Source organism: Ensifer sp. D2-11 (assembly GCF_054161295.1).
Genome location: NZ_CP096434.1, coordinates 676,572 through 689,790, shown reverse-complemented (window position 1 = coordinate 689,790; position 13,219 = coordinate 676,572). Strand labels below are relative to the sequence as shown.

Annotated in this window: 12 protein-coding genes; 10 read left to right on the top strand and 2 right to left on the bottom strand. The window is 63.3% G+C overall.

Features of this window, described 5'->3' with window-relative positions:
- Window positions 1-82: 82 nt before the first annotated feature.
- Entirely contained in the window at window positions 83-829 is a 747-nt protein-coding gene (locus tag M1D34_RS20370; protein ID WP_498784030.1) for an SDR family oxidoreductase, read from the bottom strand.
- 234 nt (window positions 830-1,063) lie between these two features.
- Here M1D34_RS20370 and M1D34_RS20365 point away from each other — a divergent pair, with 234 nt between their 5' ends.
- On the top strand, window positions 1,064-1,999 hold the full coding sequence (locus M1D34_RS20365) for an AraC family transcriptional regulator (protein ID WP_498784028.1): 936 nt from the start codon (window positions 1,064-1,066) through the stop codon (window positions 1,997-1,999).
- 37 nt (window positions 2,000-2,036) lie between these two features.
- Here the strand turns inward: M1D34_RS20365 and pdxR are convergent, their stop codons facing one another.
- Window positions 2,037-3,512, bottom strand: a complete 1,476-nt coding sequence (gene pdxR, locus M1D34_RS20360) for a MocR-like pyridoxine biosynthesis transcription factor PdxR (RefSeq protein WP_498784026.1) — start codon at window positions 3,510-3,512, stop codon at window positions 2,037-2,039.
- Between the two features lie 155 nt (window positions 3,513-3,667).
- Between pdxR and tauA the strand changes: the two genes are divergently transcribed.
- The 9 genes from tauA to M1D34_RS20315 all read left to right on the top strand — a co-directional run bounded on the left by tauA (window position 3,668) and on the right by M1D34_RS20315 (window position 13,173).
- Window positions 3,668-4,687, top strand: coding sequence for a taurine ABC transporter substrate-binding protein (gene tauA, locus M1D34_RS20355; RefSeq protein ID WP_498784025.1), 1,020 nt, complete (start codon window positions 3,668-3,670; stop codon window positions 4,685-4,687).
- Between the two features lie 88 nt (window positions 4,688-4,775).
- Window positions 4,776-5,588 (top strand): taurine ABC transporter ATP-binding protein, encoded by an 813-nt coding sequence (locus tag M1D34_RS20350; RefSeq protein ID WP_010975810.1) that lies wholly within the window; start codon window positions 4,776-4,778, stop codon window positions 5,586-5,588.
- A complete protein-coding gene (locus M1D34_RS20345) occupies window positions 5,581-6,408 on the top strand; it encodes an ABC transporter permease subunit (RefSeq protein ID WP_010975811.1) in 828 nt (275 codons plus the stop codon). The genes M1D34_RS20350 and M1D34_RS20345 overlap by 8 nt, the downstream gene beginning before the upstream one ends.
- 117 nt (window positions 6,409-6,525) lie before the next feature.
- Window positions 6,526-6,912, top strand: a complete 387-nt coding sequence (locus M1D34_RS20340; protein WP_498784022.1) for a nuclear transport factor 2 family protein — start codon at window positions 6,526-6,528, stop codon at window positions 6,910-6,912.
- Window positions 6,913-6,936: 24 nt separating this feature from the next.
- Window positions 6,937-8,337: an NAD(P)/FAD-dependent oxidoreductase gene (locus M1D34_RS20335; protein WP_498784021.1), complete on the top strand. Its 1,401-nt coding sequence runs from the start codon at window positions 6,937-6,939 to the stop codon at window positions 8,335-8,337.
- 41 nt (window positions 8,338-8,378) lie between these two features.
- Window positions 8,379-10,154, top strand: a complete 1,776-nt coding sequence (gene xsc / locus M1D34_RS20330) for a sulfoacetaldehyde acetyltransferase (RefSeq protein ID WP_498784019.1) — start codon at window positions 8,379-8,381, stop codon at window positions 10,152-10,154.
- A 60-nt stretch (window positions 10,155-10,214) separates the two neighbouring features.
- Complete coding sequence (locus tag M1D34_RS20325; RefSeq protein WP_498784017.1) at window positions 10,215-11,252, top strand: YeiH family protein; 1,038 nt, start codon at window positions 10,215-10,217, stop codon at window positions 11,250-11,252.
- Window positions 11,252-12,244 carry a phosphate acetyltransferase gene (gene pta, locus M1D34_RS20320; RefSeq protein WP_498784015.1) on the top strand — a complete coding sequence of 331 codons (993 nt, stop codon included), beginning with the start codon at window positions 11,252-11,254 and terminating at the stop codon, window positions 12,242-12,244. The genes M1D34_RS20325 and pta overlap by 1 nt, the downstream gene beginning before the upstream one ends.
- 143 nt (window positions 12,245-12,387) lie before the next feature.
- Window positions 12,388-13,173: a DeoR/GlpR family DNA-binding transcription regulator gene (locus M1D34_RS20315; RefSeq protein WP_498784013.1), complete on the top strand. Its 786-nt coding sequence runs from the start codon at window positions 12,388-12,390 to the stop codon at window positions 13,171-13,173.
- Window positions 13,174-13,219: the final 46 nt, after the last annotated feature.

Genomic DNA, 13,219 nt, shown 5'->3' with positions numbered 1-13,219 from the left:
AGTCGACGCTGCGTCGACCGAGGGTCCCATGGACGTTGAGTTCAAAGGCGCACGCTTCATCGCGGCATCAAACGAGAGCGTCTCACTCAGCTGCACCGAGCATCTCGACGGCCTTGTCGAAGTTCCCGTTTCGCTCCGCCCAGCGCAGGAAGCCGACCCGTTCCACCAGAATCTCTCGGGGCGTCGGTTGCTGGAGGAACAGCGTCATCGTCTCGTCGATAAAGGCGGCTAAGGGCATATAGCCTTCGCGCGTGGATTGGCCGGGCGTGAGGTCGGTTTGCACCCCAGGCGGTGCAAGCTCGATGACCTCGACCTTTCCCTTGAGCTGTTCGCGCAGCGAGACCGTATATGAATGAATCGCCGCCTTCGTGGCGTTGTAGGTCGGCGTGCTGCTCATCGGCACGAAGGCAAGACCGGAGCTCACATTGACGATGGTCGCATCCGACTGCCTGATGAGATGATCGATCAACTCGTTCGTCAGCCGGATCGGTGCCAGAAGATTAGTGGTGATCGTCTGCTCTGCGTCACGCACGTCCCGCTTCCCGGACAGGTCCTCGCGACGCATGATGCCGGCATTATTGACCAGTACGTTCAGCGCCGGGTGCTCGGTCAGCACGCGCCCGGCGAATTCCCTGATGTGGTCGCGATCGTCAACGTCGACCGCCACTGCGTACATGTCCTGGCGGCCGGCGATCGTTTCCTCCAGCGTCTCCATGCGCCGGCCTGCTACAATCACGGTGTTTCCGAGCGCGTTGAAACGCTGGGCCAACTTCCGGCCAATCCCGGAGCCGCCGCCGGTAATGAGAATTGTGTTTCCCGTCGTTTTCACTTTGACTTTCTCCACCTCTATCTGCGGACCGTTGCTCTCCCCATAGGTCTGCCCAGTTCGTTGGCGGGCATCCGAAAGCAAGAGGATCTGCATCCACGTTGTCAGGAGTTTTTTACAGCGAACGCGAGCATGGAAGCTTGCCATGGCCTGCGCATAACTTGCCTTATCCTGCAGGGGCGGTGAAACTCCCTCGCTGACGTGCTACGTTCAGACCGAAAAGCAGGAACAAGTGATATGAATGCGCTCAAGCAAGCTGTCCGCACCTATGCACGCTGCCACGCGAACCGCGACGGATTGGCCATCACCACCGTGCCAGGGTTGCGCACGATGTGCGTTGAAGATCCGGCCGGCGACCTGCACTCCGTCTACCGGCCACTCGTCTGTTTCGTGCTGCAAGGCGCGAAGCGCATGATAGTGGGAAGCGAGGAACGTGTATTCTACGGAGGACAATCCGTCATCGTGGCGGCCGACATGCCTGTGGTCGGACGGATCGTCGAGGCGAGCTCGGGTGCGCCCTATCTTGCGATCGCCGTGGAACTGGAGATGGCGCTCCTGCGCGAAGTCGCGGCCCAGATCGGCGATACTTGCTCACTACGTCCATCGGGAATTCAAACGCTGTTCGCGGAAGATACCGAAGGAGCGATGCTCGATTGCGCGTCGCGCCTGATGCATCTTCTGGACCGACCGGACGCGGTGCCGATTCTGCGGCCCGGCATCATGCGGGAACTGCATTACTGGCTCCTATCGGGTCCGCATGGTCCGGCGCTGCGGACGCTTGCCGACCCCGACAGTTATGCCGGCCGCCTGGCTGCCGCCATAGCGATACTCAGGACCGAGTATCGCTCGCGCGTGCCTGTCGAACGCCTCGCAGCGGCAGCGGCGATGAGCCTCACCGCATTTCACAAGCACTTCAAGATGATGACCTCGTTGACGCCGGGACAGTATCAGAAGCGACTGCGTCTCATCGAAGCACGACGTCTCATGCTCGACCAAGCCTTCTCGGCAAGCAACGCGGCATTCGAAGTGGGCTATGAAAGCGTTTCCCAGTTCACGCGCGAGTATGGTCGGCTCTTCAACATGCCGCCAAAGCAGGACGCTCTCCGCGCTCGAGCCATTTCATCAATCTTCAAGCACTCTCAAGGCGACGCATTGGGCGCAGAGCTTCATTAGCGTCGTCCTCCACGAACATCCCGCTGCAAGGCTCATTCTAACCCCGCTCCGCAATCCGCGCCGCAGTCAGGGCCACGCCGTCGGCTATGCGGTTGCGCGCGATCGACGAGTAGCCCATGCGGAAGAAGCGGCATGGGCCGTCGTCCTTCGGGAAGAAGGGCGACCCGGATTCGATCAGCACGCCGTCCTTTCGCAAAGCGTTCATCAGCAAGTCCGCATCGAGACCTTCCGGCCCCTCGATCCAGAAGGACGTGCCGCCGAAAGCCGCAGATCCGGCGATCTTCAATCCGGCGTCCCGGAGGGCAGCGTCCATGATGATGTGGCGGCGATGATACTCCTCGCGCATGCGGTGCAGCACCGCATCATAGTGTCCGAGCGCCAGGAAATAGGCGGCCGTTCTCTGGAGGTGTCCCGGCGGATGCCGCAACATCAAGGCCCGTAGTGCCCGCGCCTCCCGGATCACGGCAGCCGGCGCCACCAGATAGCCGAGACGCAGGCCGGGAAACAGCGACTTGGAGAAACTGCCGATGTAGAAGACCCGGCCGCTGCGGTCGAAGGCCTTGAGGGCCGGGGAGGGGGGCGCCAGAAAGCTCATCTCGAACTCGTAATCGTCCTCGACAATTATGAAGTCCTTGGAGGCGGCCGCCTCGAGCAAGGCCGCCCGCCGCTCGATCGGCATAGTCGCGCCGGTCGGCGAATGATGGCTGGGCGTGACGAACACGGCATCGACCTCTTCCGGAAGCGCGGCGGGCGGCAGGCCGTCCCTGTCCACGTCGACGAAGGTGACCCCGGCGCCGCTCAAGCGAAGCGATGCACTCATGTCGGGATGGCAGGGGTTCTCGCAGACCGCATGGGCGCCCTGACGCAACAGGAGCTGGATGACGATCCAGAGGGCGTTCTGCGCGCCCACCGTCACCAGGATCTCGTCGGGGTTTGCGCGGATGCCGCGGCCCGGCAATGTGCGCGAGCAGATGTAGTTGACAAGCTGGATGTCGTCCGCCGCCGCGAAGTCGCCCGCCATCAGCTCGAAATCCTCGCGCGCCAGCGCCCGTCGCGCGCAGTCGCGCCAGGCCGTGAGGTCGAACAGCGACGGGTCCATCTGACCGTATAGGAACGGATAAGGGTAGGCTCGCCAGTCGAGGGGCTTACGCATCTGCTTGGCGACGATGAAGGTCGAGCGCAACTTGGCCGACCAGTCGATGACATCGGCCGCAGCATGGGCGGCCTGCATCGCGATGGCTGTCGTCGGGGGCTTGCCGGCCACACGGTAGCCGCTCCGGTTCGCCGCCTCCACATAGCCCTGGGAAGCGAGTTCCTGATAGGCGAGCGTCACGGTGATCCGCGAAATATTCAGATAGGCCGCAAGCTTGCGGCTGGAGGGCAATTGGGCGCCCGGCGCCAGGCGGCCCGACAATACGGCCGAAACGATCGTTTCGCGGATCTGCGCCTGCAGGCCCGTTTGGCTGGCCCGGTCGAGGAAGAAGATCGTTTCGGAGACGGTCGAGCCAGCCATTGTTCACCTCGTCCAACTGGACTCATCTAACTTCCTATCTGGATATAAGGCAATCCGAGGCGTGGGCCTATTTCTATTCAGCAAGCAAGACCGTCATTCAATGTACGGCGCGACCCCGCAAAAAGCGGGGCGACATAACCAAAGAGGGTAACGACATGATCCACCTTAGAAGTTTCAAGCACTTGTCCGGAGCCGTGGCCATCGCCGCCGGCGTCCTCACTTCCTTCGCCGCCCAAGCGGAAACCAGCGTCGTCGTGGGCTATCAGCAGATCGTCGGTCCGTTCATCTCGGCGATTGCCGACGGTCGTTTCGATGCCGCAGCGAAGGAAGCCGGCTATACGATCGATTGGCGCCAGTTCAGCTCCGGCGGTGACATCTCGACGGCGCTCGCCTCCGGAAACGTGCCGATCGGCGTCATCGGCTCGACCGGAACGACAGCCGCAGCGTCCCGCGGCGTCGAGCTCGAACTCTTCTGGATCCTTGACAATATCGGCAAGTCGGAAGCGCTCGTCGCACGAGAAGGATCCGGCATCGAAAAGCCGGAAGACCTGAAGGGAAAGAATGTCGGTGTCCCCTTCGTCTCGACTTCGCACTTCCATCTGCTGGTCGGCCTCGAACAGGTATGGAAAACCGATCCGAGGGAAGTGAACATCCTCAACATGAAGCCGCCGCAGATCGTCGCTGCCTGGCAGCGCGGCGATATCGATGCCGCCTATGTCTGGCCGCCGGCGCTGTCGGAACTCCTGAAGAGCGGCAAGGTCATCTCCGATTCCGAGGCGATCGGCGCCGCGAGCGTGCCGACCTTCGACGGGCTCGTGGCCGACAAGGAATGGGCCGAGGAAAACCCCAAATTCATGGCCGCCTTCACCAAGGTGCTCGCGGACGCCTATGCCGATTACAAGGCGAATGGCAGCGGCTGGAAGGCCGACTCGCCGCAGGTCCAGGGCATGGTCAAGCTGATCGGCGGCGACGCCGAGGGTATCGTCCAGGCACTGGACCTCCTGTCCTTCCCGACCGCCGACGAACAGGTCTCCGATAAGTGGCTTGGCGGCGGCGCTGTCCGGGCGCTGGAGGCGAGCGCCAACTTCCTGGTCGCTCAGAAACAGATCGATACCGCGCTCGACGACTACGCACCCTTCGTCAACAGCGCCTATGCGAAAGAAGCCGCCAAGTAGCAGACGACGCGCGCTCCCGCCCGCGCCGTGCGCGGCTGGGAGCGCCGCTGATACCCTCGACACAGCACTTTCCAGGAAGGCCTGCGACATGGAAACGCTCAACGTCAGCAATGTCAGTCTGACCTATCCCGGTCTCTATTCGGACCAGGCGGTCATCGCGCTCAAGGGCGTGAATCTCGAAATCAAAAGCGGCGATTTCGTCGTCGCCCTCGGTGCATCGGGCTGCGGCAAGACCACGCTCCTCAACCTGATGGCGGGCTTCATGGCGCCGAGCGACGGGGAAATCATGCTGGGAGACCGCCGCATTACCGGCCCCGGCGCCGACCGCGGTGTCGTCTTCCAGAAGCACGCGCTGCTCCCGTGGCTCAACGTTATCGACAATACCGAGTTCGGATTGAAGCTCAGGGGTGTCGACAAGGCGACCCGCAGGGACCTGGCGACGAGAAATCTGGCCCTTGTCGGGCTGCAGGATTTCCACCGGCACATGATTTATCACCTCTCCGGCGGCATGCAGCAGCGTGTCGGCATCGCCCGCGCGCTCACCTGCGATCCGGCGATGCTGCTTATGGACGAGCCGATGGCTGCCCTCGATGCTCTGACGCGCGAGACCATCCAGGAATTGCTGCTGGAAGTGTGGCAACTCACCAACAAGATGTTCTTCTTCATCACCCACAGCGTCGAGGAGGCGCTGTTCCTCGGCTCCAGGCTGATCGTGATGTCGCCCCGTCCGGGCCGCATCACCCATACCTACGAGCTCGATTTCAACAAACGCTTCCTGGAGAACGGCAATGCACGCGCAATCAAATCCAGCCGCGACTTCATCGACATGCGTGAAGAAATCCTCGGCATCATCTATGGCGACGAGCTCCAGTCCGGCAACCCGGAGCTCCTCCATGCTTGAGGGTGTCGCAAAGAGCAAACCGGTTCGCCCGGGCAGGATCTACGGTGCGCCGGGCGACGGCATGAGCGGCCACATCAGCCTGCTCACGGCCCTTGCGTTCATCGCGCTCTGGCTGCTCGTGACCGAAATGGGCTGGATCAAGCCGTTGTTCCTGCCGTCGCCGCTTGCGGTCTGGGACAAGTTCGTGATCGCGCTTACCGAAGGCGTCTCGAACTCCACTTTGGCACAGCATACGCTGGCAAGTCTCGGCCGCGTGCTCGGAGCTTTCCTGCTGGCACTCGTCACGGCCGTTCCCGTCGGCATCCTCATGGGCGTCAACCGGGTGGTGCGCGGTCTCTTCGACCCGATTATCGAATTCTACCGGCCGCTGCCGCCGCTCGCCTATCTGCCGTTGATCATCATCTGGCTCGGCATCGGTGAATTCCCGAAAGTGTTCCTGATCTATCTGGCGATCTTCGCGCCAATGGCGATCGCCGCCAGAGCCGGTGTCCGCTCGGTCTCGACGGAACAGATCCATGCGGCTTACGCGATGGGCGCGACGCGAGCCCAGGTGATCGGACATGTGATCCTGAAGGCTGCACTGCCGGAGATATTCACCGGCATGCGTATCGGGATCGGCGTCGGCTGGACCACGCTCGTCGCCGCCGAAATGGTGGCCGCCCATCGTGGCCTCGGCTTCATGGTGCTGAATGCCGCCGAATACCTCGCCAGCGATACGGTCATCATGGGCATCGTCGTCATCGGCGTCTTCGCCTTCGCCTTCGATCTCATGATCCGCTACCTCGAAAAGGCGCTCATTCCCTGGAAGGGCAAAGTGTGACGGCAGCCGCTCGGACCTAGTCGGCCGCCCCGGACAACCTCTTCTCAAGCATTTCAACGGGCCTACGGCCGCCCGCCCGGCGAAGCCATGCCCAGGCATGAACAAAGGAATTTCGACATGACCGCCGAAGATCTTGCAAAGCTTTTCGACGCCTTCAACAGACACGACATCGACAACGTCATGGCCTTTTTCGCCGCCGATTGCGTCTTCAACGCCGTTGCCGGCCCGGAGGCCTGCGGCAAGCGCATCGCCGGCGCCGAGGCGATCACCGATGCCTTCTCCGGCGTATGGACGGCAATGCGGGATGCCCATTGGGATCATCACAGCCACTTCGTCCACGGTGATCGCGCCGTCTCCGAGTGGACGTTCTCGGGGACCAATGAGGACGGTACGCGCATCGTCGCGGAAGGCTGCGATCTCTTCACGCTTCGCGACGGAAAGATCGTCCGCAAGCAGGCATTCCGAAAAAACCGACCGCTCATCGAACCGCAGCCGAGATACTGAGAGCCTCCAGGGCAGGATCACGACATGGAACACCAACTGGCCAGACCGATCGCATCGCGGAAGCCCTTCGATCCGACCTATGATCCGATCCGCGCGCCCAATCCGGGCGACGGCAAGGACTATGCGCCGACCTACTGGATCGGCACGGCCGGCACTCCGCCTGCCGACGATGGGCCCGTTACAGGCGATATGGACGTCGACGTCGCTATCGTCGGCTCCGGATATACGGGGCTCTCCTGCGCGATCCATCTGGCCCAGGAGCATGGCATCAAGGCGACGGTGCTCGAAGCCAATGGCGTCGCCTGGGGCTGCAGCACCCGCAATGGCGGTCAGGCGCAGATTTCCGCCGGCCGGCTCAAGCGTTCGCAATGGATCGAGCGCTGGGGCGTCGATGTGGCCAAAAGGCTGCATGGTGAAATCAGCGAAGCCTTCGATCTCTTCCGGGACCTGATCCGCTCGCCCGAAATCGACTGCGACCCTCAGGACGGCGGCCACCTCTATATCGCCCATCGGGACAAGGTGATGCCGGCGCTCGAAGCCGAGTCGCGGCTTCTCAACGAGGTTTTCGGCTACCGCTCGCGCATCGTCGGCCGCGATGAGGTCCACCGCGACTTCGTACGCGACGAGGAGGCGAGGGGGGCGATGTACGAACCGGACGGCATGGGCATCCACGCGGCCAAGCTCGCCTTCGGCTACCTCAATCTGGCACGCAAGCTCGGTGCGCGGGTCCACACGGCCAGCCCCGTTCTCGGCTGCGACTGGAAGAACGGCGCCTATCATCTTACTACGCCGGGCGGCACCGTTCGTGCGCGCGCCGTCTGCATTGCGACGGCGGGCTATACCTCGCCGGACCTGCATTCGCTGACGCGGCACCGGCTGATGCCGATCCTCTCCAACTCGATCGTAACGCGCCCGCTGACCGAGGAAGAACGCGCTGAACTGAACTTCAAGACGCGGATCCCGCTGACCGATACGCGCACGCTGCGCCACTATTACCGGATGATGCCGGACGGCCGCGTGCAGATCGGCAGCCGCAGCGCCATCACCGGCCGGGACGCGGTCAACCTCAAACATCTCGATCGGCTGCTCGAAGGGCTCTACCGAAAGTTCCCGATCCTGAATGGGATCACGATCGACTATTCCTGGTGGGGCTGGGTCGATGTCAGCCACGACATGATGCCGCGGATCTTCCGGCCCGATCCGAAACAGCCGCTGTTCTATGCGATGGGCTATGGCGGCAACGGCGTCATGTATTCCGCCCAGGCCGGCCGCCGCATGGCCCAGATGGTGGCGGGCAAGGGCGGCGCACTCGATCTGCCGATCTTCACGTCGCCGCTGCCGAGCCATGGCCTGCTCACGCCTTTCAGACGCCTCGGCCAGTGGGGCATGTATCGCTGGTACTACCTCAAGGATGAAATTCTTTAGCCGCCCGGTCGGCCTTACCCTCAACGCGAAAGGAACATGACATGAAAATGACGACCGAAGAGGCGTTTGTAAAAGTCCTGCAGATGCACGGCATCGAGCATGCGTTCGGGATCATCGGCTCGGCGATGATGCCCGTATCGGACCTGTTTCCGAAGGCGGGCATCCGGTTCTGGGACTGTGCCCACGAGACCAATGCCGGCATGATGGCCGACGGCTTCAGCCGGGCGACCGGTACGATGTCGATGGCGATCGGCCAGAACGGCCCCGGTGTGACCGGTTTCATCACGGCGATGAAGACGGCCTACTGGAACCATACGCCGCTGCTCATGGTCACGCCGCAGGCCGCCAACAAGACCATCGGCCAGGGCGGCTTCCAGGAAGTCGACCAGATGGCGATGTTCGAGGAGATGGTCTGCTATCAGGAGGAAGTGCGCGATCCGAGCCGCATTCCCGAAGTCCTCAACCGGGTCATCGAGCAGGCATGGCGCGGTTGCGCACCGGCGCAGATCAACATCCCGCGGGACTTCTGGACTCACGTGATCGACGTGGACCTTCCGCGCATCGTCCGCTTCGAGCGGCCGGCCGGCGGCCCTGCGGCCATCGCCCAAGCCGCGCGGCTGCTTTCGGAAGCGAAGTTCCCGGTCATTCTCAACGGCGCCGGCGTCGTCATCGGCAACGCCATCCAGGAATCCATGGCACTTGCGGAGAAGCTGGATGCGCCGGTGTGCTGCGGCTATCAGCACAACGACGCCTTTCCCGGCAGCCACCGGCTGTCGGTCGGGCCCTTGGGCTACAACGGCTCGAAGGCGGCGATGGAACTGATCAGCAAGGCAGACGTCGTGCTGGCATTGGGTACGCGGCTCAATCCGTTCTCGACACTGCCCGGCTATGGCATCGACTATTGGCCGAAGGATGCGGCGATCATCCAGGTCGACATCAATGCCGACCGGATCGGCCTGACCAAGAAGGTGACGGTCGGAATTTGCGGTGACGCGAAACAGGTGGCGCAGCAGATTCTTCAGCAGCTTGCGCCCGCCGCCGGCGACGCGAGCCGCGAGGAGCGCAAGGCGCTGGTCCACCAGACGCGCTCGGCCTGGCTGCAGCAGCTCTCGTCGATGGACCATGAGGATGACGATCCGGGCACGGAGTGGAACGTCGGCGCACGCCAGCGCGAGCCCGATCGCATGTCGCCTCGCCAGGTCTGGCGGGCGATCCAGGCCGTGCTTCCGAAGGAGGCGATCATCTCCACCGACATCGGCAACAACTGCGCGATCGGGAACGCCTATCCGAGCTTCGAGCAGGGCAGGAAATATCTGGCGCCGGGCATGTTCGGCCCCTGCGGCTATGGTTTCCCGTCGATCGTCGGCGCCAAGATCGGCTGCCCGGACGTGCCGGTGGTCGGCTTTGCCGGCGACGGCGCTTTCGGCATCTCGATGAACGAGATGACGTCGATCGGCCGTGAAGGCTGGCCGGCGATCACCATGGTGATCTTCCGCAACTACCAGTGGGGAGCGGAGAAGCGGAATACGACGCTCTGGTACGACAACAACTTCGTCGGCACCGAGCTCAATCCGAACCTGAGCTACGCCAAGGTTGCAGATGGCTGCGGCCTCAAGGGTGTGACGGTCGACACGCCGGCCGCACTCACCGAGGCGCTTGCAAAGGCGATCGAGGACCAGGCCAAGGGGATCACCACCTTTGTCGAGGTCGTCCTCAACCAGGAACTCGGCGAGCCTTTCCGCCGCGATGCGATGAAGAAGCCGGTAGCGGTGGCCGGCATCGATCGCGCCGACATGCGCACCCAGCGACGTATGTAAGAGACTCTCGCGGCTCGCTCGGCGGTGATCACCGCCGAGCTCATTCAACGGGAAGAAAAGATGGACGCGATCTCCAAAACCGAGCGACGGAAGCAATCCCTGTCGGTCGTCCTGTCGACCTATGGACCGGGTCTGCTGGTGACGGCCGCCGTCGCCATGGCTGCCCAGTTCCTGTCGGAGCATTACGGGGCGCCGGCGATGCTGATGGCGCTGCTGCTGGGGATCGCCTTCCACTTCCTGGCGGAAGAAGGACGTTGCGTCGCGGGCATCGAGCTTTCGGCAAAGCTGGTCTTGAGGATCGGTGTGGCGCTGCTCGGCATGCGCATCAGCGTAGATCTTCTGATCGGCCTCGGCGGCGGCACCATTCTGCTGCTCGTCTCGGCGATCGTGGCAACCATCCTGTTCGGCCTCGTGGCTGCCCGGCTGCTTGGCCGGGGGTGGCGTCTCGCGCTTCTCACCAGCGGCGCGGTCGCCATTTGCGGCGCCTCGGCCGCGATGGCCATCGCCGCCGTGCTGCCCCGCAACGAGTTTTCCGAGCGCAATCTGATCTTCACCGTGCTGTCGGTGACCGTGCTCAGCACGCTTGCGATGATCGGTTATCCGATCGTCGCCGAGTATCTCGGGCTCGACGGTCAGGCCACCGGTATCTTTTTCGGCGGCACGATCCATGATGTCGCCCAAGTGGTGGGAGCCGGCTTTTCGGTCTCGCCGGAAGCGGGCGAGACCGCGACGCTCGTCAAGCTGATCCGGGTGACGATGCTGGCGCCGGTCGTCCTGATCTTTTCCCTCGTCCTGCGCAGCGTTCCGCAGGAGGGCGCATCGATCGGAAAGCGCGCGCCGCTCGTGCCGGGCTTCGTCCTGGCGTTCCTCGTTCTCGCGGGCTTCAATTCCGCCGGGCTGGTGCCAGTGCTCGCAAGCGAGGTCGGGATGGTTATATCGAGATGGGCGCTGCTGGCGGGCATCGTCGCCGTCGGCATGAAGACGTCGCTGCGCCGCGTCCTCGAAGTTGGCGGAGATGCCGTTGCGCTCGTCGTGGCCGAAACGCTGTTCATCGCCGTCTTCATCCTTGCCGGCATGTACTATCTGGGACACAGCTGATGAAACCTCTCGATCGCATCATCGACGCCGCAAGGAAAGCGCCGCGGCACATCGTCCTTCCCGAAGGCGAGGACCCCCGGATCGTCGCCGGCGCCGTGCAGGCGAGGCGGGAAGGCCTGGCGGCGATTACGCTGGTCGGAAATCGCGAGGTGATCACGCAGAGGCTCACAGCCCTGGACGCGATCCCGCAGGAATTCCGGATCGAGGACCCGGCGTGCTCTCCGCTTACCGATGATTTTGCGACCGCCTATCTCGAACGCAGAAAGAGCAAAGGCGTCGATGCGGCCGCGGCTCGGGAGGCCGTCCTTTCACCGCTGACCTTCGCCGCGATGATGGTGCGCGAAGGAATAGCCGATGGGACTGTCGGCGGCGCGGTCGCGACGACCGCAGACACGGTTCGTGCCGCATTGCAAGTGATCGGCAGGGCGCCCGGCGTCGGGCTCGTCTCCAGTTTCTTCCTCATGATGCTCTGCGAGCCCCATCACGCGAGGAAGGGCGCCTTCGTCTTTGCGGATTGCGGCCTGGTCGTGGACCCGGACGCAGCCGGTCTCGCCGACATCGCGCGCATGTCGGCCAAGTCCTATGAAATGCTTGCAGGAGAACGCGCGAAAGTCGCGATGCTCTCTTTCTCGACAGGAGGCAGTGCCGCTCACGAGCGCGTTTCGAAGGTCGTCGAGGCGACCGGCATGGCGCGGCGCGCCGAGCCCGATCTTATCATCGACGGCGAATTGCAGTTCGACAGCGCCTTCGTCGAGGCCGTCTGTCTGACCAAGGCGCCGCATTCGGCGCTGCGCGGGGAGGCCAATGTCTTCGTGTTCCCGAACCTGGACGCGGCCAATATCGGCTACAAGATCGCCCAACGGATCGGCGGCGCGACGGCAATCGGCCCGATCCTCCAGGGACTTTCTCGGCCCGCCAACGATCTTTCGCGCGGCTGCAGTGCGGCCGACGTCTTCCATATGATTGCCGTGACCGTCGTTCAGGCCGCATGACCTCAGTTTCGCCGTGCCGCCTTACGTCTCACAAAACACCACAAATCGCAAATTAAGCACCGCATCGCAGCCGTCCCGCACCGCGCGCTTCAACGTCCGCGACGTGTCTTGCGGCGCGCCACAAATATTGCAACATTGTCCGCATGCCCAAATTGCCGAACACCCGGGCGCTCGCGCCCCGCCGCCACGAAGAAATATTGAGGCGCGTCGCTTCCGAAGGCTCGGTGAGCATTGCCGAGCTTGCCGCCTATTTCGACGTCTCGCGCGAAACGATCCGCCGGGACATGAAGTTGCTGGCGGATCGCGGCCAGCTCGATGTCGTGCATGGCGGCGCCACACTGTTCGAAGCAACCGAGCCGGCGCTGGTCCTGCGAAGCGGGGAAAACGCCGCTGCAAAGGCAGCGATCGGCCGCAAGGCGGCCGAACTGGTGAAGGACGGCATGGTGGTCTTCCTCGATTCCGGCACGACGACGCTGGCCGTCGCGCATGCATTGAGCGGTCTGCGTGACCTGACCGTCTGCACCACCGGCCTCGCCATCGCGCTGCACATGTGCCGCCAGCCGCAAGTCCGGGTGCATATGCTGGGCGGCGAGATCGACCCTGCCGAGGAGGCGGCAGTGGGCCTCGACGCGCTGGAGGCAATCGGCCGCTTCCGAGTGGACATCGCCTTTCTGGGCGGGGGAGGACTTTCTCCTGACGGCGAGGTTACCGACTTCACCCGCAATGGCGCCGAGCAGCGCTCGCGCATGATCGCGATGGCGGGCAAGGCCTACTTCGTCCTCGACAGTTCAAAGTTCGGACGGCTGACTCCCCTTCGCATACCCGGGTTCCATCAGGCGGCCGGTGTGATCGTGGATACGCCGCCGCCCCCGACGATCTCGGAAGCACTCGGGCGAAAGGGCCCGCGCCTCGTCGTCGCCGCAGAGTGATGTTGCATTTTGTTGCATTTGTTGTTGCATTCTGTGACTCCGTGAC

Bases quoted from the DNA above. Each gene is read 5' to 3' on its own strand.
- M1D34_RS20365 (WP_498784028.1), top strand. From the start codon at position 1,064: ATGAATGCGCTCAAGCAAGCTGTCCGCACCTATGCACGCTGCCACGCG.
- pdxR (WP_498784026.1), bottom strand. From the start codon at position 3,512: ATGGCTGGCTCGACCGTCTCCGAAACGATCTTCTTCCTCGACCGGGCC.
- tauA (WP_498784025.1), top strand. From the start codon at position 3,668: ATGATCCACCTTAGAAGTTTCAAGCACTTGTCCGGAGCCGTGGCCATC.
- M1D34_RS20350 (WP_010975810.1), top strand. From the start codon at position 4,776: ATGGAAACGCTCAACGTCAGCAATGTCAGTCTGACCTATCCCGGTCTC.
- M1D34_RS20345 (WP_010975811.1), top strand. From the start codon at position 5,581: ATGCTTGAGGGTGTCGCAAAGAGCAAACCGGTTCGCCCGGGCAGGATC.
- M1D34_RS20340 (WP_498784022.1), top strand. From the start codon at position 6,526: ATGACCGCCGAAGATCTTGCAAAGCTTTTCGACGCCTTCAACAGACAC.
- M1D34_RS20335 (WP_498784021.1), top strand. From the start codon at position 6,937: ATGGAACACCAACTGGCCAGACCGATCGCATCGCGGAAGCCCTTCGAT.
- xsc (WP_498784019.1), top strand. From the start codon at position 8,379: ATGAAAATGACGACCGAAGAGGCGTTTGTAAAAGTCCTGCAGATGCAC.
- M1D34_RS20325 (WP_498784017.1), top strand. From the start codon at position 10,215: ATGGACGCGATCTCCAAAACCGAGCGACGGAAGCAATCCCTGTCGGTC.
- pta (WP_498784015.1), top strand. From the start codon at position 11,252: ATGAAACCTCTCGATCGCATCATCGACGCCGCAAGGAAAGCGCCGCGG.
- M1D34_RS20315 (WP_498784013.1), top strand. From the start codon at position 12,388: ATGCCCAAATTGCCGAACACCCGGGCGCTCGCGCCCCGCCGCCACGAA.